13 protein-coding genes and 1 tRNA gene are annotated in these 17909 nt (G+C 45.9%); 7 read left to right on the plus strand and 7 right to left on the minus strand.

Features of this window, described 5'->3' with window-relative positions; genetic code table 11:
- Positions 1–458 precede the first annotated feature (458 nt).
- Positions 459–2711, plus strand: coding sequence for a transglycosylase domain-containing protein (locus QUB52_RS04800; protein WP_265233765.1), 2253 nt, complete (start codon positions 459–461; stop codon positions 2709–2711).
- Positions 2712–2909: 198 nt separating this feature from the next.
- On the opposite strand, the gene cobA is transcribed toward QUB52_RS04800, so the two are convergent.
- The 4 genes from cobA to QUB52_RS04820 all read right to left on the minus strand — a co-directional run bounded on the left by cobA (position 2910) and on the right by QUB52_RS04820 (position 7050).
- Positions 2910–3755 carry a uroporphyrinogen-III C-methyltransferase gene (gene cobA / locus QUB52_RS04805; RefSeq protein ID WP_265233766.1) on the minus strand — a complete coding sequence of 282 codons (846 nt, stop codon included), beginning with the start codon at positions 3753–3755 and terminating at the stop codon, positions 2910–2912.
- Positions 3752–4492 carry a sirohydrochlorin chelatase gene (locus tag QUB52_RS04810; protein ID WP_442923159.1) on the minus strand — a complete coding sequence of 247 codons (741 nt, stop codon included), beginning with the start codon at positions 4490–4492 and terminating at the stop codon, positions 3752–3754. The genes cobA and QUB52_RS04810 overlap by 4 nt, the downstream gene beginning before the upstream one ends.
- A gap of 133 nt (positions 4493–4625) precedes the next feature.
- Entirely contained in the window at positions 4626–5309 is a 684-nt protein-coding gene (locus QUB52_RS04815) for a manganese catalase family protein (protein WP_332972440.1), read from the minus strand.
- A gap of 196 nt (positions 5310–5505) precedes the next feature.
- Positions 5506–7050: a serine/threonine-protein kinase gene (locus tag QUB52_RS04820; RefSeq protein ID WP_332972392.1), complete on the minus strand. Its 1545-nt coding sequence runs from the start codon at positions 7048–7050 to the stop codon at positions 5506–5508.
- Between the two features lie 347 nt (positions 7051–7397).
- On the opposite strand from QUB52_RS04820, the gene QUB52_RS04825 reads away from it, so the two are divergent.
- The 5 genes from QUB52_RS04825 to QUB52_RS04845 all read left to right on the plus strand — a co-directional run bounded on the left by QUB52_RS04825 (position 7398) and on the right by QUB52_RS04845 (position 13936).
- A tRNA-His gene (locus QUB52_RS04825) sits at positions 7398–7470 on the plus strand.
- Between the two features lie 341 nt (positions 7471–7811).
- On the plus strand, positions 7812–12116 hold the full coding sequence (locus tag QUB52_RS04830) for an AAA domain-containing protein (RefSeq protein ID WP_332972393.1): 4305 nt from the start codon (positions 7812–7814) through the stop codon (positions 12114–12116).
- Positions 12094–13038 (plus strand): hypothetical protein, encoded by a 945-nt coding sequence (locus QUB52_RS04835; RefSeq protein WP_332972394.1) that lies wholly within the window; start codon positions 12094–12096, stop codon positions 13036–13038. Before QUB52_RS04830 ends, QUB52_RS04835 begins: the two co-directional genes overlap by 23 nt.
- 158 nt (positions 13039–13196) lie before the next feature.
- Complete coding sequence (locus QUB52_RS04840; RefSeq protein WP_332972395.1) at positions 13197–13613, plus strand: XisH family protein; 417 nt, start codon at positions 13197–13199, stop codon at positions 13611–13613.
- Entirely contained in the window at positions 13601–13936 is a 336-nt protein-coding gene (locus QUB52_RS04845; RefSeq protein ID WP_265233771.1) for a XisI protein, read from the plus strand. Before QUB52_RS04840 ends, QUB52_RS04845 begins: the two co-directional genes overlap by 13 nt.
- A gap of 107 nt (positions 13937–14043) precedes the next feature.
- Here the strand turns inward: QUB52_RS04845 and QUB52_RS04850 are convergent, their stop codons facing one another.
- Positions 14044–15291, minus strand: a complete 1248-nt coding sequence (locus QUB52_RS04850; RefSeq protein ID WP_332972396.1) for a DUF3747 domain-containing protein — start codon at positions 15289–15291, stop codon at positions 14044–14046.
- A gap of 315 nt (positions 15292–15606) precedes the next feature.
- Positions 15607–16599, minus strand: coding sequence for a ribose-phosphate pyrophosphokinase (locus QUB52_RS04855; protein ID WP_265233773.1), 993 nt, complete (start codon positions 16597–16599; stop codon positions 15607–15609).
- Positions 16600–16908: 309 nt separating this feature from the next.
- Between QUB52_RS04855 and QUB52_RS04860 the strand changes: the two genes are divergently transcribed.
- Complete coding sequence (locus QUB52_RS04860; RefSeq protein ID WP_265233775.1) at positions 16909–17367, plus strand: GatB/YqeY domain-containing protein; 459 nt, start codon at positions 16909–16911, stop codon at positions 17365–17367.
- Between the two features lie 48 nt (positions 17368–17415).
- Here the strand turns inward: QUB52_RS04860 and QUB52_RS04865 are convergent, their stop codons facing one another.
- On the minus strand, positions 17416–17547 hold the full coding sequence (locus QUB52_RS04865; RefSeq protein WP_332967658.1) for a hypothetical protein: 132 nt from the start codon (positions 17545–17547) through the stop codon (positions 17416–17418).
- Positions 17548–17909: the final 362 nt, after the last annotated feature.

The raw sequence follows: 17909 nt of genomic DNA on the forward strand, positions 1-17909 counted from the left end.
TGATGCTATATCTGCCCATTTTTGTGACTTATTTATGCCTTCTTTAATTCCCCAATCTTAGACCTGAATCCTTACGTCATCAGGAAGAAGGAAGAAGGAAGATTTTGGCAATTTTATGATAATTTATATACAAGAAACCGGGTTTATTTCGAGATATTTAGCCACCCAACCGAGATTTTATGAGAAACCCGGTTTCTGAGCCACTGGTGCAATTTTAGAGAAACCGGGTTTCTTTCAAGATATAGCGGTTCTCAAAAAAGTGAGGAGAGCCTCATGCCCTATGCCCTATGCCATATCCCCTATGCCCTATGCCGTTCGCGTACCTGATCTTTCTGAGAAAGGCTATATCTCCATAAAAACTCGATTTTTTCTTGATCGGGCCTGCTTTTGGAATTGGCCAAAAGTTGCGAGTAGAATGGTGCAAGAGCCGATCGCTCGATCGTAGTCCATAGCGAAATATGACCCCACCGCAGCCACCCCGCAAACCTCAAACCGTCTTGGGTGCGATCACCCAAGCAGTCCAGACTATTGCCAAGGTTAATTTTAACCAGCTAGCCCTCAAACCGAATGCCAAAGTACCCGAACTGTGGGTACAAGATGCCGGCGCTGCAAAGGCCGAGGTTTATCCGCTATTGGGCGATCGATATTTGTTAGGTCGATCGTCCAAAGCTTCAGATATTGTAGTTCGCAATCCCGTTGTCAGTCACGTGCACCTATCCCTGGCGCGAGATACTCGACGGCGGACTCCTTTTGTGATCAAAGATGAAGACTCTACCAATGGCATTTACAGAGGTAAAAGACGAGTTAAAAGTATGTCCCTGCGTCACGGAGACGTGTTCACCTTAGGCCCACCGGAACTCGCCGCCGCCGTCAGAGTTCAGTACATAGATCCGCCACCTTGGTATTTTGAATTTTTGCGTTACAGCTTTTACGGAGTCAGCGGAATTACCACTTTGATCGCTATTTTGGTCGGCTTTGAATCGAGCAAGTTTCAAGTACGACCTCTGCCGAGAAGTATCAACGGGCCCGTGATAGTTTACGCCCGCGACGGACAAACTCCCCTGCGCCCTCCGCAGAATAACGCTCACGTAGAATTAAAGGGATTGCAGGATTTTTCACCTTATTTATCCAAGGCGGTACTTGCTTCGGAAGACAGCCGCTACAATTGGCATTTGGGCGTAGATCCGATCGGGGTTTTGCGCGCGCTGTTGACCAACGTGCGCGGCGGAGGAATTCGCGAAGGCGGCAGCACAGTGACGCAGCAGTTAGCGAGGAGTTTGTTTCGAGATTATGTGGGAACTCAAGATTCCGCCGGACGCAAATTGCGGGAAGCCGTAGTTGCTTTGAAACTGGAGAGTTATTACAGCAAAGACGAGCTATTGCTGACTTATTTGAATCGCGTGTTTTTGGGAATTGACCTGTACGGTTTTGAGGATGCGTCTCTGTTTTATTTTGGCAAGTCGGCGAAGGATTTGAGTTTGTCGGAAGCAGCGACTTTGGCGGGCATTTTGCCAGCGCCAAACAGTTTTAATCCGATTCAAAATTATCAGTTGGCGGTGCAATATCGCGATCGGGTAATCGAACGAATGCGCGCAATGGGGACTGTTACTCAGGAAGAAGCCGATCGCGCGAGGCGATCGCGAATCGACATCAATCCCAAAGCCCGCCAATACCTGCAAAGTACGATCGCGCCTTATTTCTACAGTTATGTATTTGACGAATTAGAATTTTTGCTGGGGGCGCAATTAGCCAGAGAAGGCAATTTTATTGTAGAAACAGGCTTAAATCCCGGTCTGCAAAAAGTGGCTGAATCTTCCCTGAGAAATGCTGTAGAAAATGCCGGAGCGAGTGCAGGTTTTTCTCAAGGAGCTGTGGTAACTCTTAATACTAAAACTGGAGAAGTTTTAGCTTTAGTTGGCGGCGTAGATTATTTGCAAAGTCAATTTAATCGAGCCACCCAAGCATTGAGACAGCCCGGTTCTACATTTAAGATTTTCACCTATACAGCCGCCTTAGAAAGCGGAATATCACCAAATAAGACCTATTCTTGCGAGCCGCTTTCCTGGGGCGGACAAAGTTACAGCGGCTGTGCCAGAACTAGCGGTAGCGCTGATATGTATCGGGGTTTAGCACAGTCAGAAAATCCCATTGCTTTGAGAGTCGCACAAGATGTCGGCTTAGACAATGTAGTGGCGATGGCTAAACGTTTGGGGATTACATCTCCACTGCGTTCTACCCCTGGTTTGGTGTTAGGTGAAAGTGAAGTTAACGTATTACAATTAACGGGTGCATTCGGGGTTTTGGCGAACCGGGGTTTGGGCAATCGCCCCCATGTGATCAAGCGAATTATTGACAGCAGCGATTGCAAAGATCGAAATGATTTTAAAAGTTGTCGGGTGATTTATGACTATCAAAAAGATGGCGTTGCTAATCGGCAGTTAGTTTCTGAAGCCGTAGCGGATACGATGACTGATATGCTGCAAGGTGTTGTCCGGGGAGGTACGGGTAGTAGTGCTGCTTTGGGGTTGGGAGAAGCTGGAAAAACAGGCACGACTAATGATAATAAGGATTTGTGGTTTGTCGGTTATATTCCCAGTCAGGAACTGGTGACGGGAGTTTGGTTGGGAAATGATGATAATTCTCCGACTGCCGGAGGTAGTGCAAATGCTGCTCAGTTGTGGGGGGAATATATGCGACAGGTGGCGCGTTAACAGTTGACAGTTGACAGTTGACAGTTGACAGCGAAGTTTTTAGGCTGGGGATTTAAGAAGAGACGACGGTTGAAACCGCGTCTACCCAGACAAAACCCGCCTCCGCGGGTTGAAGACAAAGACGGTTAAAATTGAGTTATTTTATTCAGTCTGCGGAGGCGGACATCGTTTGTGTAGATGTGGTTTCAACCGCCGTCTTCAGTCTGCGGAGGCGGACATGGTTTGTGTAGACGCGGTTTCAACCGCCGCCTGATATGGCCGACAGCCTGACAATATTGAGTGTAAATTGACGACATTTCCGATTACCGCGATCGCAGGTGCGGAAAATCCAGCCACCTCAACTTGCTCTACAATTGTACTCAAAGTGCCGATCAATTCTTCTTGTTCCGGCCGCGTTCCCCAGCGCACTAATGCTATGGGCGTTTCTGCACTCAATTCGGCTGTTGTTAACTGGCCGATGATATAAGGCAAATTGTGGATTCCCATGTATACTACAATGGTTTCGGAGCCACGGGCGATCGCCTGCCAATTTACCTCCGGTCGATATTTTCCCGCTGATTCGTGGCCGGTGACAAAGGTAACTGACGAACTGTATGATCGATGTGTGAGAGGAATTCCCGCATAAGCAGCGGCCGCAATCCCAGAAGTTACACCCGGAACGACTTCCACCGCAACTCTAGCTTTTACCAACTCTTCCATTTCTTCGCCACCGCGCCCGAAAATAAATGGATCACCGCCTTTGAGACGAACTACGATCGCATTATTTTGAGCTTTTTCGATCATTAACTGAGTTGTTTCGTCCTGCATTAACGAGTGACGGCCTTTGCGTTTGCCGGCATCAATTCGTTCTGCTTGCGGATTGATTACTGCCAAAATTTGAGGGCTGACTAAAGCATCGTAAATCACGACATCCGCACACTCTAACAGAGCTTTTCCCTTTAACGTCATCAAACCCGGGTCTCCGGGCCCTGCACCTACCAAATACACTTTACCTAAAGACATTTTGCTTGCTTCCTTGACCTCTTCTGTGTCTTTGCGATTCATTTTTGAATTAAATCCCGAATTAAGTCTGCTAATTCTACACTTGCGCCTAGAGGATTTGCGAGATGAAGCTCCGCCGCAGGGAATTGCTGCTTTAGCTGTGCGACATTTTTGGCGATCGCATCTGTAATTCCTCCATTAAATAAGAAGTATGGCACAATTCCTATTTGCTGCTGTCCACCACGAACTAAACTGTCAATTCGCTCTTCCAAACTCGGCTTTACCGACCAATAAGCTGTCTGTGCACCGAGTTCGCTGGCGATTTCCTCGACTGTCGAGTTACCTCCGGGGCGGCGGCTGCCGTGAGATAATACAATCCATTTTGGGGATAGCAAATTGGGGAGAAAAGCTACGTCTTGCATCTGAGTTTTCAGCAAGTTTGTTAAGCCCGCTTCCTGGGAACCTAAATGCGGGCGCACTTCTATTTTTAACCGGGAACCAAAAATTTTTTGGGCAATTTCCACCTCTGCGGGTATGTCTTCGGCGACGTGAACTCCCGGTAATAAAAATACGGGCAGGATTTGCAATTCTGTCAGTCCCAGCGACAGGGTATGTTCGCCAAAACTGCAAATTTGTTCGTGGAGTGGCGCGGGGCCGAGTTCTAGGGTGGCGGTTGCGACTGCGGGGAACGAGTCAGGCAATTTTTGAGACAGCAGTTGACTTAGGTTTTCTAAACCTAGTTGGGGTCTGGGGTCGCGGCTGCCGTGGGAAACTAATAAATAGGTCGATCGCAATTTCAATAGGGATTTGATGTTAAGGGTCGATGATGTTGAATAATTCTAACATCTGGGAGCCTAAATTCCTAAAAAAACATAACAACGATATCCCCTACTTCTTATAGAAGTAGGGGATATAAGTTGCCGAATATTTTGATTAACCTTTGGGTTCAGGATCGGCGACGTACTTGAAAGTAGGTTCAGAATTCAAAGCATTGGGTTTGTCCTTCCCATCACTAGACAAGTTAAAGAACAAATCTACTGTTGAATCTGGCGCGATATTTCCGAACAGCGGATCGGTAAGTTTGCCCATTGATTGCAGAGCATTCATGAACATTTGAGTGTGGGAAATTTCCCGAGTTAGCAAGAAGTGCAGTGTCTTTTTGGTTCCGGCATCCGGCGCTAGTTTAATCAATTCTTCGTAGGTTTGGCGAGCTCCTGCTTCCGAAGCGATATCAGCGCGCAAATCGCGCACCACATCCCCGCCTTCGTTGATATAAGCTGCTGTCCAAGCTTGACCTTGGCTGTCCAACAAGTGCGGGCCTACACCACGTATCGCAAACAAAGTGCTTTTGTAAGCATCTGTTTGATCAACGTTTTTGGTGTGCATTTCGATGAGTTGGCCCACCATTTCTAAGTGGCTGAATTCTTCGATCGCAATATCTTGGAGCATATCCTTAATCTCTGCATTTTCACAGTGAAAAGACTGCACCCAGTATTGCAGAGCTGCTGTCAGTTCTCCGGTGGCTCCGCCAAACTGTTCTAGCAGCAATTGAGCAAAACGGGGGTTGGCTTCGTCTACAGTCACCGCAGCCATTAATTGTTTTTTGTGAAAAAACATCGATCGATACCTCTCTTTAGTTCGGTTGTTACAGTCGCCAGATTGCCGACTTGTATCTGTGTTTACCTTCAGCATCCATTGTGCGACAAGCGAGAACCTCGAACCTCGCTCGCTGGATACATCTAGCGGGAGCCATTTCTCTGCTTTCAGGTAGATTTAAAATATAAAATTTTACTTAGTTATTTGGTACACAAGATTACGATTTAGCAGGCTCATTATTGTTGCACTCGGTTAATTTTGCTGACAGGGCATCGAGGTGTCGCACCCACTGAATGCCGCCCACCCAACTGCGAGACGGGAGGTGTCCGATTGGTGCTTTTTGAGTAAATTTAATTTGTCCTGAAGCGATAGCAGAGTTGTATCTCGGCCAGTTTACCCGATCGCAAAATCGGATATAATCTCCCTTAACGCTTTCGTAGATTTGCTTTTGGACACTGAAGCCAAACCGACCTTGACTATAATGTAGCCACAGGCGATCGACTGTTTGCAAATCTGGGCACGGTAACTTGTAAATTTGGCTGATTTCTAACGGAGTTCCCGGTTCTAGCGAGAGAGATTGACACATGACTGTCCAAGTTTCGCGATCGGCTTCTTTCCACTTTTTGCTTGACAAACAATCCCGTAGTTTGGTATAATCAACTGCCCGTGCAGAAGTCATAGTCGGAACGAAATTAGAAGTAACAGATAAATAAAAACTTTCTGGGGAATTAGCCGCAGTTTTGGTCGGTGAAATCAGAAAATTAGGAGTTGGTGGCGCGGTGAGATTATCTGAGTTAGGGCTATCAATGATGGTAGGGGCGATCCTCTGCGAGGGCTTTGCTAACGGCTGTTTCGGCAAAAGTAAATCTTGAGGGCGAACATCTAAAACTGCATTGATATCTTGCAAAACTTCCGACGCAAAACTGTAGCGTTGACAAAGATGAGTTTGCAGCAATTTATTTAAAATTTCACCTAACTCGTTGCTAATACTCGTGCCTTTCGGGAGAAAGTCGCGCCACCACCAGCGTTCAGTGTTGCAGTCATACATATCCAACGGCGGAACTTGCGTCATTAGGCGAACGCAAGTAACACCTAAACTGTAAAGATCACTAGCAGGAAATACTTTACCACGCATTTGTTCAGGAGCTATATAATCTTGACTGCCGATGAGCGTTGCTGGACGGAGTAGGGCTGAATCAGTCAGCAGTTTAGCAATGCCGAAATCAATTAATACAAGTTTATTGTCCGATTGGCGGCGGATAATATTTTCTGGTTTAATGTCGCGGTGAACGACGTGGCTATTGTGGATAAATTGCAGCACGGGTAATAGGTCTTGCAGCAGTTGCCAAATTTTATTTTCATCGTATACACTCTCCTCTAATTCTTGTTTGAGAGTCGGCCCGTCTATAAAATCTTGAACTAAATAAATCTGGCGTTCTTGTTCAAAGCAGGCTAATAATTTGGGAATTTGTGGGTGTTTGAGGTCGTCTAAACGGATGGCTTCTTGGTGGAATAATTCAAGGGCTTTGTTGAATATTTTCGGATCGCGATCGTGAAAATAAAATTGCTTGACTGCACACCGTGGTTGCGATGGGATATCTTCATCAATTGCTAGGAAGGTTTTGCCAAATCCACCTCTACCTATGAGTTGAATCGGGCGATATCGCTGTCTTAGCAATAGGTTAAAGCCGCAGTTTAAGCAATGTTCTGCGGTGTTGGGGTTTTCGGGTTTTTGACATTCTGGATTTAGGCAGTAACTCATATTGATTTTGGATTTTTTTTAAACGAACCGCGAAGGCGCAAAGGGCGCCAAGGAAGAAAGAAGGGAAGGATGAGGGAATTGATGTAGTCTGGGCTATGAGGCTATTTTAGTGTGCTGGGCTGAATCGGGACGCTGGGAGACCTGCTGATCCCAAGCTGCGTGATTACTCAGGAAGTGGGATTATTGCAGCTTTCCCAAAGGGAAAATTGTGCTAAACTCTTGCTGTGCCTGGAATGGGAGGCGCAATTGATCTGTCGGGTTCAGGGACGCTGAAAAATATTTTGAAATATTTTTGCTTTACCCCTAGACTTGTGCTGAGATATGATGCTATAGTTATAAACGTTATGGCGAGTGTAGCCAAGTGGTTAAGGCAGTGGTTTGTGGTACCACCATTCGTGGGTTCAATTCCCATCATTCGCCCTTTTGATTTTATTGTGCAGATTCAGACGCGCCTTGTGTGCGGTGATGCAGATCGGACGTACGGTTGAAACCGCGTCTACACAAACAATGTCCGCCTCCGCGGACTGAAGAAGGTAACGTGATTTTTATCGCCCGGTCTTCGTCTTTAACCCGCGGAGGCGGGTTTCGTCTGTGTAGACGCGGTTTCTAACCGCCGGATCTTCTTAACCGTTCTTCTTAACCGGTGCGGTGCACACCCTACAAATTCAATTGGTGCGCGGTGCACACCCTACAAACTACGAACCTATGTGCTAATCTTAAATCCAATCTAAAATCTAACATCTAAAATCTAAAATCAAAATATGCCATCTTTAGTAGCAGAAGATTGGGGATATAAATTTAGTGGCGATCGCACGATTAATAAATTTATTGGCCAAGTTGAAGGAGACGCGGCTTTAGCGAAATATTGCGATTGGGAATGCAGGGATCGGGCGGAACTTCTGATGTCGGAGATAGCCGGCAAATCCCACAGTCTTTTTTATGTGCGCCGCCAAAAGGTGAATGAGAGATTTTCTGAGGAAGAAATCTGGGAATTGATTCTTGCTACGGATGGAGATTATTTTGAATTACCCGAATTGTTGCAAAAAGCCGATCGCACTTTGCGATTACTAGCAACTGTACGCATAGAAGACGGAATCGGTGGCTTAAAACTGCTGGATGCTGGTTTGGTGGCGGTTCCCAGAGGGAGAAAAGATGGCTATGTTTTGCCGGTACAGTTGCGACTTTTGCCGAAAAGTCGATCGCCAATTCCCGCAAAGTCGATCGCCCGCGTCCAACAAATGCCATTCTGGGACGATAGACATATACCGAGTACCGAACAATTAAAAGTTTGGCACACTTTCTTAAATGTCGAAAAACGCATCGCCGAGGCGCGTCAATTTTGTGTACCTTTCCGCGCGCACAACTACGGTTCCGGCTTCAAAATCGTTACTTTTGAAATCGATCGCAATTCTGCAACTCTTGACGGCTACGATGAGAATCCCTTACAAATCGGCGACTTTCGCGAAAGGCTAAAAAAAGCCAGAAATGAAGACATTATTTTATTTGATTCGCCACCGGGAAGCAGAAGTGGCCGCGATGGCGAGACTTTGGGTAGCATTGCGGAAATTGAGTTTGATCATGGTAAATTACGGATTAAGTTAGATGTTGATTTGGGCGATCGCATGGCGGGCGGCAGATATCAACTTCCCAAACAAGGATTTTTGTATTTTGAGGCGGCGGGCGATATCAGTCAGATCGATCGCAAGAAAAAAGCTTTAAAAATGCTCACGGATGGCCGCGCACAAAATCCCTATTTAAGCGAGTTTTTATTCGACTCTTCTCAGGCGAGAATTCCAGATAAACTGGTTAAGTTAGATCGGGAAGACTTATTAAATCGCAATGCTAATGATGATCAACTCGCCGCCGTAGAAATGGTGCTTTCGGCGCGGGATTTAATTCTAATTCAAGGGCCGCCGGGAACCGGAAAAACGACGGTGATTGCGGAAATTTGCTATCAAATTGCCCGTAAAGGTGGGAAAACTCTCATTGCTTCGCAAGCTAATTTAGCGGTTGATAATGCTTTGAGTCGGTTGGTACACAATCCGGCGATTCGGGCTTTGCGGAAGGGAAAAGCTCATAAGGTGCAGGAAGAAGGCCAGCCGTTTTTAGAAGAAAATGCGATCGGCACTTGGCTACAAAATACGGCGACTGATTGCGAACAAAAACTGTCGCAGCGTCAGATTAATGTCACATCTTTGCGGCAGTTACTGGCAAATTTCGACAGATTTAATGCCTATTCTGCCGCCGAGAGAGATTTTTTCAAGGGATTAAAACATCTCCACGATAGTAAAGCAGATATAGAAGAAAAGTTGACCGCGCAATCAGCAGCTTATCAACTAAGTTTAACGGCCAAAAGCGAGATTGCATCTTTAGTTGATGGGCTGAAAAATCTGCTGGCTGCGCCGGATGTTAACTGGGAATCTTCGGAAATTGCCGAGTTTATGCCGAAACTAAAACCTTATTCGGAAGGCAATGTTTTAGTCGAAAACTTTATGGCAAATGTGCGGATTTGCGTCAATCATGCTATTCAAATAGGATTCGATCGCCCGATGTGCGGCGCGTTTGGAATTGCGGTTTGGTTGCGCGAAACTGTAGCACCGCAATTATCCGAATTTAAGACGGCGGGCGATCGGGCTGAGGATGTTTGTCACGCGATGTCAGGGGTTGCGGAGTCGTTGCGGGTGTCGCGCCAGTTGTCGGATGCGGTGAATCAGCTACAGTTGGGCGACAAGCAAAATCAGACACATCGCCACAATCTCGAACAAAAAATCCAGAATTTGGAACTGCGAAAAACCGAAATTGCGGCGGTTGTCGTCGCCGTTGCGGGGTGGATTGAGACAGCAGATACGGGATTGTATGAAGTCGTGAAAGCTTGCTGGGAAACGGGCGCGATGCTTACGGATGATATGGTAGAATTGCCCGCAGGATTGCTGAAAATTGCTCGACAGCTCAAAATGCCGATCGTCCCGCCTAAGTGTAAAGTCAATTTGCCCGATTTGGATCGGTTGCGGCAGGCGCTATCCCACGAAGCCACCGCAGGTTTTAAGGACATTCAAGGGCAGCAGTTCCGATTTAGCGAGTTTTTACACCTAAATTTGAGTCAAACGCCGATCGTGCTCACTGCGGGCGATCGCACGCAATGGCAACAACTAGCCAAAGACTTCGCCAGCTATACCCAAGTCAGTCCCAGTCAACGCAAATTTATCATCGAAAAAGCCAGCACTTTCTTAGCTAATATCCAACAATTTTATAGTGAATCCTTGCAGCCAAATCAAATCCAGGCAACCTTCGATCGCCTAGTCAAAGAATTGCTGCACAGCATCCTCGGAAACGCCCGCCAGTGCATAGTTCCCCTCAAAACCGAAACCGAACAACAACTGATCAAACAGCAACAGTTATTAGATAAAATCGGTCAAAGCGTCAGTCAGCAACAAATATCCGCCGCCCAAGTTCAGGTAGAAACAGCGCAGCAAGAAGCTAACTTAAAAATTAGCGAAGTTACGAATCTATTGCAAGCAATTGTAGAACTACCAAACGCACCGGAAAAGTTGCGGATCTTAGCCTCTCAATATCTCGCCCAAAAGTCGAATATTTGGGAACAACCGCAGCAGTTTGTTAAGCAAATTGATGTTTGGAAAACCAGTCTGATTCAGCTTGAAAAATCCATTACTGACTTAGATCCGTTCGGAATTTTGGAAGTCATCAAAACTACTCTTGACGAGCAATTATCCCCGCTGCAAATTGCCTCCACAGCTTTGCATGAGCAACTCGCGCAACTGCAAGCAGAATTGAGCGAGATTACTGCTCAACTCCAACAGCAACAACCAACAGCAGAGTTAATTGTAGAGAGAAATTGGTGGGAATCAGCATGGCAAACTATCCCGGATAAATATCAGCCGGAAGTACCCAGTACCGGATTATTCAGTGTAGATTTTTTAAGCAAAATCAAGCGTTTATTCAAACATTGGCAGCGGGAATTAGAACGAGAAGAAATAGCCCTCAAGCGTTCTCAAAACTTTGTCACAGATTGGATTGAAAAACTCCGCAATCCATCGGAAAAAGACCGCAATGATTTAAAGCAAATTTATATTGACAACGCCAACGTGATTGGCATTACCTGCGTGCAAGCTGCGAGTTTCGATTTTAGCAAAAACTTTCCCAGCTTTGATGCAGTGATTATTGACGAAGTTAGTAAATGCACTCCACCAGAGTTATTAATTCCCGCTTTGAAGGGCAGGAAATTAGTATTAGTGGGCGATCACAGGCAATTGCCGCCGATGTTTAATCAAAGTACGATCGATGATATCGCCGAAGATATTGGTTGTACGGGAGATGAACTTAGCTTCATCAAAGAATCGTTGTTCAAAATATTGTTTGAAAGTGCTGGCGACGGTATCAAAAAAATGCTGACAACTCAATACCGAATGCACCCGCAAATTATGGGCGCAATCAATCAGTTTTACCAACAAAAGCTCAATTGTGGGATTCTGGAAGCAGACACGAGACGCGCGCACCATCTCGCAGGTGACATCATTAAAGAACACAATCATATCCTATGGGTGAAAACGCCCGTGGGACAAGGGTTTGAAGAGGGGAAACAGGGTACTTCGCGGTTGAATGTGAAGGAGATTGATGCGATCGAGCTTTTGTGCGAACAGATGGAAACGGCTTGGCGGCCTAAGATGGTAGAGGGTGAACCGCCGAAAGAAATCGGGATTATCACTTTTTACGGCGCTCAATTGAACGCAATTAAAGATAGAATCGCCGCCGAAAGATTCCCTTCTTTGAGTATCCGCACTGGTACGGTTGACATATTTCAAGGCATGGAAAGACCTGTGATTATTGTCAGCACAGTGTGCAATAATATTAGGGGCGATATTGGATTTGCTAAGGAACCGGAACGGGTGAATGTGGCTTTTTCCCGTGCTCAAGAATTGCTGATAGTTGTCGGCTGTCACGATTTATTTACCCAACAAACAGGTACTGTCGGAAAAATGTATCAGGAAGTTTCAAAAATGGTGCGTCACTGCGGAGGTTTTGTAGATGTTGCTAGCGTCATCGGCTAAACAAATTGACGCGAATTTAAGTTCGCTAGCCCAACAAATTGAGCAGGAAAACTCTGGTTTGTCAGTGTTGGCGGCGCGTCAATTCCGCTTTGCAATTCGCCAAACTCCGCTGGAAGTGGCGATTAGTGAACCGCGCGAGTTTAATGTGTTGGAAGAGTTTATTTTGCGGGCTGGTGTTGAGTTTGATCCTGCGCCGACTTTGCAGGAGTTGGCGGATTTGCTGGGGTTGGATCAGGTTTTTGTGAAAACTACGGCGACGAATTTGGTTAATTTGGAGATTTTGGAGGTGGCGGATAATGGTAAAATTGCGTTAGCGAAGCCCGCCCCTACGGGAGGCTCATCAACGAAGATGATCGCACCTTTAGGCAAAGATTTTTTCGATCAAGGTGCGGTTAGTCGATCGCAAATCCAATCAATTTACGCGATTTCCGATCCGTTAAATCAAACTCTTACCTTTAAGTTCGATGCTTTACCCGCAGAATCGGTCAACTTACCAGATTTAGCAGATTTTGTATCGCTCGAACATAAAATTACCGACCTTGCCAATTTAAGTCTAGCAGAAATCCAGCCGCTGATCCAAGCTTCCGGCTTAGGGATTCACGTTCCCGAAAACGGCAAAATCGTCTCTCAGTGCGATGTCATCGGCGACGATGTGGATATTTGGCAAATTGTATCAGTTTTTGTGTTGCTGGATGCGATCGAAAATAAAACTACCATTCAAGCCAGACAGGGAAAGCAAATATTAGAAACAGCATCAAATCGGCTGAATGAGATAGAATTTCAGCAGAAATTGTTGTTGAATGAATTGTGCAAATCAACCGCAGACATCGCACAGCCAGAATCAGAGACAATCCCGGTTCCGAAAACTCGCAAAAAGTCATCAACGAAGAAACGCAAGGAAATGGAGTCGGGAAACAAGTAATATTCGGACTTCAGTCCGCACTACAAACAGTTTCGTAGTGAGGACTGAAGTCCGCATTGGCTAAAAACTATTGAGAAACTTAGTATTTTACTGATTGACAATATACTGTGATTTTGCTATAATTTATAGTTGTATGCGATTGTGCTGAGATTAAATTTGTGTCTGCCAAAGATACCTTCCACGAATCCGTAAAGAGAGCCCTTGAAAAAGAACAGTGGGTGATTACTGCCGATCCGCTAAAGTTTAAGTTTGGTAATATTAAATTTCAGGTCGATTTGGGAGCAGAAAGGTTAGTCGCAGCGGAGCGAGGAGGGGAGAAAATTGCAGTCGAAATCAAAAGCTTCCTCAATCCCTCTGTGATTACAGACTTTTATGCTGCATTGGGACAATTTCTAAGTTATCGGCTAGGTCTGGCATCTGTTGAACCTAATCGGAAATTATACTTAGCAGTACCAATTGACGTGTATAAAACATTTTTTCAGTCTGAATTTACTCAAGCTGCGGTACAACAGTATCAGGTATTTCTAATCGTATACGATTCAAAAAATGAGGTAATTGTGCAATGGACAAACTAGCTCAATATCGTCAATACGTTCAGACATTAATCACCCGTTATGCCGAAGATGATGTTTCTGATGATGAAGTCGAAGTGCAACTTATCTGCGACACAGAACGAGATCATTATCAGTGGATGAATGTCGGCTGGGAACACTTAACCCGGATTTATCAAACCATCATTCACATTGATATAAAAGATGGAAAAATCTGGCTTCAACAAAATTTGACAGAGGAAAATCCAGCGGAGGAATTAGTTGAAATGGGAGTGCCAAGAGAGGATATCGTTTTGGGATTGCAACCGCCATACAAACGACCATATACTGATTACGGTGTAGCCTAAACAGTTGACAGTTGACAGTTGACAGATCTCCACTTAATATAGGGCGCGTCTCTTGGGAAAATCCCAATTATTTTGCATTCGCTTCTGTGACGCACCCTACAATAATCCTACTGAGCTTTAACGCATTTCAGCATCCGCAAAGTAGCCGCCGCCGCGTAATTCCGCTTTGCCGAATCATCGGGAGCAAAACGAGTTCCAACTTCATTGAGAGACGAAGCCACACCACAATAAGCAGACATTTGAGTAATAATAGCAGCAGCCCAATGATTCTGAGTATCCGCAAAAGTTTTTGGAGGCTGCTTACCAATTAAATTAGGCTGCAATCCCCGCGCCGACAAACCAAATTCTGAGGCTCTTCGTAGCACAGCCATCAATTCAGCGCGAGTCACCGGCTGCGTAGGTTTAAAAGTTCCATCTTTATAGCCGCTAACTATCTTATTATCCCGTGCAAATAGAATTTTTGCCGCGCTCCAGCGCGTGCTATCAACATCGCTGTAGGGACGGGTGGAAACATTGCTAGAAAATGTGATATTAGCACCTTGTATTCCTTTCAATGATTCTAATACTAAAGATACCAATTGCTCTCTGGTAACAGCAAGTTGTGGCCGAAAGGTATTATCTTGAGCAAATCCAGCTACAAATCCTAGCGCCACAGCTTCTTTAATTTCGGAAGCGTAGATATCGCTAGCAATATCTCCGAATGTATTCCCGCCAGTATTCCCGCCAGTATTTCCTCCGGTATTTCCTCCGGTATTTCCTCCGGTATTTCCTCCGGTATTTCCTCCGGTATTTCCAGTTTCTCCCGGTGCGGGTTGACTGCTAGTAAAATAAAAGTGACCTAATATTTTGCCTTGGTAAGCTCTTTTACTGAAGCGCCAAGCGGGATCGAGGGTGATTTTCATGAAGCCGTTATTGTCGCCGTTTGTGCGGCCGATAATTATCGGTTGAGTGTCGTTAGGATCGATGGGAGTTCCCATTAGTAAAACGTTGCCGTCAACGACTTGCAAACTTAGGCTATATTTTAATGCTAAATCGGTGCCGGCCATGCGGATAGAAAAGCCGTTGCTGTCTGTGGCGCGGCCGCAAATGCCGGTGAAATCAAAAGTAGCTAATAACGGATTGACTACGACGGGATTAGAGCCGCTTTCGCTCCAGCACTTGCGTCTGTCTGTGACCTGTTCTACAATTAGTAATTGGTAGCCGGTCAGACCGCCCGGTTGGGCGATCGCAATTACTCGATCTTGGTTAATTTCGGTTTCGTCAAAAGTATATGCTTTCGCCGGAGCGATCGCGCCAAGTGTTAAAATTGCTGAACCGACAAGTGCGGCCGCTGTTCGTACCAGTGAATGTTTCATAGTTTTTCCCTATTTACCCCTTGTTTTGATGAGACCTATCTAGAATATGAAAAGGTCGCGCTGCTCAGACAACAAGATAGAATTTTACCATCTCTTGTTCCGGTGATGCTAAGTGCGATCGCGCAAATATCATAAAATTGAATACGGTGCAGTTAAGCCTGATCTCCCTGGCCTCCCCTTCTCAAGGGGGCGACAAGAGTATTTTCTTGCATCCCTATTTTCAAGGGGGATTTAGGGGAATATTCTTTAAAAAAATGGTGCGTTACACTTAGTTAACGCACCCTAAAATAAATATTGAAAAAATGCCTTTTATGCCTACCGGAACATACTGCTCACAGAACTATCTTCGTGAATCCGCCAAATAGTTTCCCCTAGCAAATTCGCTACCGAAAGCACAGTTAATTGCTCAAAACGGTGCTCTTCAGGTACAGGAATTGTATTCGTAACAATTACCTCTTCCAATAATCCGCTAGACAAACGCTCGATCGCCGGAGGTGAAAAAACCGCATGAGTAGCACAAGCATATACCTGTCTCGCACCCTCGCGGCGTAACAATCTTGCGCCTTCGGAAATCGTGCCCGCAGTATCGATCATATCGTCCACTAACACGGCTGTTTTGCCTCTGACATCCCCGATGACGTTCATCACTTCGGCGACGTTGTGAGCTTGACGGCGCTTGTCAATAATTGCCAAGGGAGCATCGCCAAGCTTTTTAGCAAACGCTCTCGCCCTAGCGACTCCGCCAACATCCGGCGAAACCACAACAATATCCGTCAATTTCTTGCTCGCCAGATAATCCAAAAGCACTGGCGAACCGTAAACGTGATCGAAGGGAATGTCAAAATAACCTTGAATCTGAGCCGAGTGCAAATCCATCCCTAAAATGCGATTGGCCCCAGCTTCAGTAATCAAATTCGCGACCAACTTCGCAGTAATTGACTCTCTGCCGGCTGTTTTGCGGTCTGCTCTAGCATAGCCGTAGTAGGGAATCACCGCAGTAACTTGTCTTGCCGAAGCGCGACGACAAGCGTCGATCATAATTAACAATTCCATGAGGCGATCGTTTACCGGACAGCAAGTAGGCTGAATTAAGTAAACATCGCAACCCCGAATCGATTCTTGAATTTGAACGTAGAGTTCCCCATCAGCAAACCGCTTGCGAACCATCGGCCCCAAATCGATCCCCAGATAGCGAGCCACCTCTTGGGCGAGGGGAACATTAGCAGAACCGGAGAACAGTCGCAGACGGTCGTGAGCAGAAACTGGCGACTGGGGAAGCGGAAGCGGTAAAGTAGCAGAACGGATCACAGCAGGCCTCTTGCAAGACGTTTATTTTACCGTCATCTTACCATCGGAAACTAAAAATGTTCAGCCAACATTAGGATAGATTTTATGTTTAGGGTAGCGTTCGATCGCTAAAAATTCTGCCGATAGTCTATTTGGGGCCCAGACTCGAAGTGCAGCCGCCCCAAATTAGGTCAAAACCCGAAGACATTTGGGATCAAGGTGATCAAAATGCCACCAACAGGCAATAAACTTGCCAAAAACTGCAAAAACAGTTAAGAATCGGAAGTATACTCCAGATTTTTGATATTAGGGAAAGCAAGGTAGAAATCGATGAGCTTAAGAGAACGGATTGACGCAGAAATCAAAGCAGCCATGAAGTCCAAGGACAAAGTTCGCTTGGAAACAGTTCGCGGCATCAAGAAAGTTATTCTCGAAAAAGAGGTCAGTCTGCGTCCTTCGGGGCAAGATACGCTGACAGAAGCTCAAGAATTGGAAATTTTGATGCAGATAGCGAAACAGCGCCGGGATTCGATCGATCAATACCGCAAAGGTGGCCGCGAAGATTTAGTTGCACAAGAAGTGGCGGAGTTGGCAATTCTGGAAGAGTATTTGCCGGCGCAGATGTCAGATGAAGAGGTGAGTCAAGTCGTTGACGAGGTGATTGCCTCGGTGGGCGCTACTTCTGCAAAAGATATGGGCAAGGTGATGGGTAAGGCAATGCAGCAGCTTAAGGGCAAGGCAGATGGTAACAGAATTCAAGACATGGTGAAAGCAAAGCTTAACAGTTGACAGTTGACAGTTGACAGTTGGCAGTTGGGAGTTGGGAGTTGGGAGTTGTCATTGGGAAGAATGTAGCAGCAAATCTCCTAATTTTTCGCTTTTGCGATCGCCCAAATAAACGAAATATCGGGGCAAACCCCCTGTGGTTGCCCATTCTTCTCGATCGCCCACAAAAACCCGATTTCTCAAAGTCGCTCAAAAAAATGTAAAATGCTAACTTTGGTCGGGACTGGGAACTACAAGCAGTGAAGTAGGATCTTGAGCATTAAAGATTTAGGGCGGTTGAAACCGCCGTCCGTCTAGCGATCGCCTATTTTTTAACTTAATTGGCGTAAGTCCCACGCTGTAATTGTACTCAATTCAGCGCTGGGATATAAGCCAAACAAAGTCAGTGAATTTCTCACAAAAAGATGGTATGATATAAGTGGTTGCGACCCACCCACTCGACTGCGAACAAGAGGCTACAGCAGCAGTAATATGCTTGGCCTCGGACAACTGCGAGAGAAAGGGGGAAAAGACAGACCGCTGGTTATTGCGATACGTCCCAATGT

This window comes from Microcoleus sp. A6-C6 (genome assembly GCF_036705955.1).
Classification (GTDB): Bacteria; Cyanobacteriota; Cyanobacteriia; order Cyanobacteriales; family Microcoleaceae; genus Microcoleus.

Bases quoted from the DNA above. Each gene is read 5' to 3' on its own strand.
- QUB52_RS04800 (WP_265233765.1), top strand. From the start codon at position 459: ATGACCCCACCGCAGCCACCCCGCAAACCTCAAACCGTCTTGGGTGCG.
- cobA (WP_265233766.1), bottom strand. From the start codon at position 3,755: ATGAATCGCAAAGACACAGAAGAGGTCAAGGAAGCAAGCAAAATGTCT.
- QUB52_RS04815 (WP_332972440.1), bottom strand. From the start codon at position 5,309: ATGTTTTTTCACAAAAAACAATTAATGGCTGCGGTGACTGTAGACGAA.
- QUB52_RS04820 (WP_332972392.1), bottom strand. From the start codon at position 7,050: ATGAGTTACTGCCTAAATCCAGAATGTCAAAAACCCGAAAACCCCAAC.
- QUB52_RS04830 (WP_332972393.1), top strand. From the start codon at position 7,812: ATGCCATCTTTAGTAGCAGAAGATTGGGGATATAAATTTAGTGGCGAT.
- QUB52_RS04835 (WP_332972394.1), top strand. From the start codon at position 12,094: ATGTTGCTAGCGTCATCGGCTAAACAAATTGACGCGAATTTAAGTTCG.
- QUB52_RS04845 (WP_265233771.1), top strand. From the start codon at position 13,601: ATGGACAAACTAGCTCAATATCGTCAATACGTTCAGACATTAATCACC.
- QUB52_RS04850 (WP_332972396.1), bottom strand. From the start codon at position 15,291: ATGAAACATTCACTGGTACGAACAGCGGCCGCACTTGTCGGTTCAGCA.
- QUB52_RS04860 (WP_265233775.1), top strand. From the start codon at position 16,909: ATGAGCTTAAGAGAACGGATTGACGCAGAAATCAAAGCAGCCATGAAG.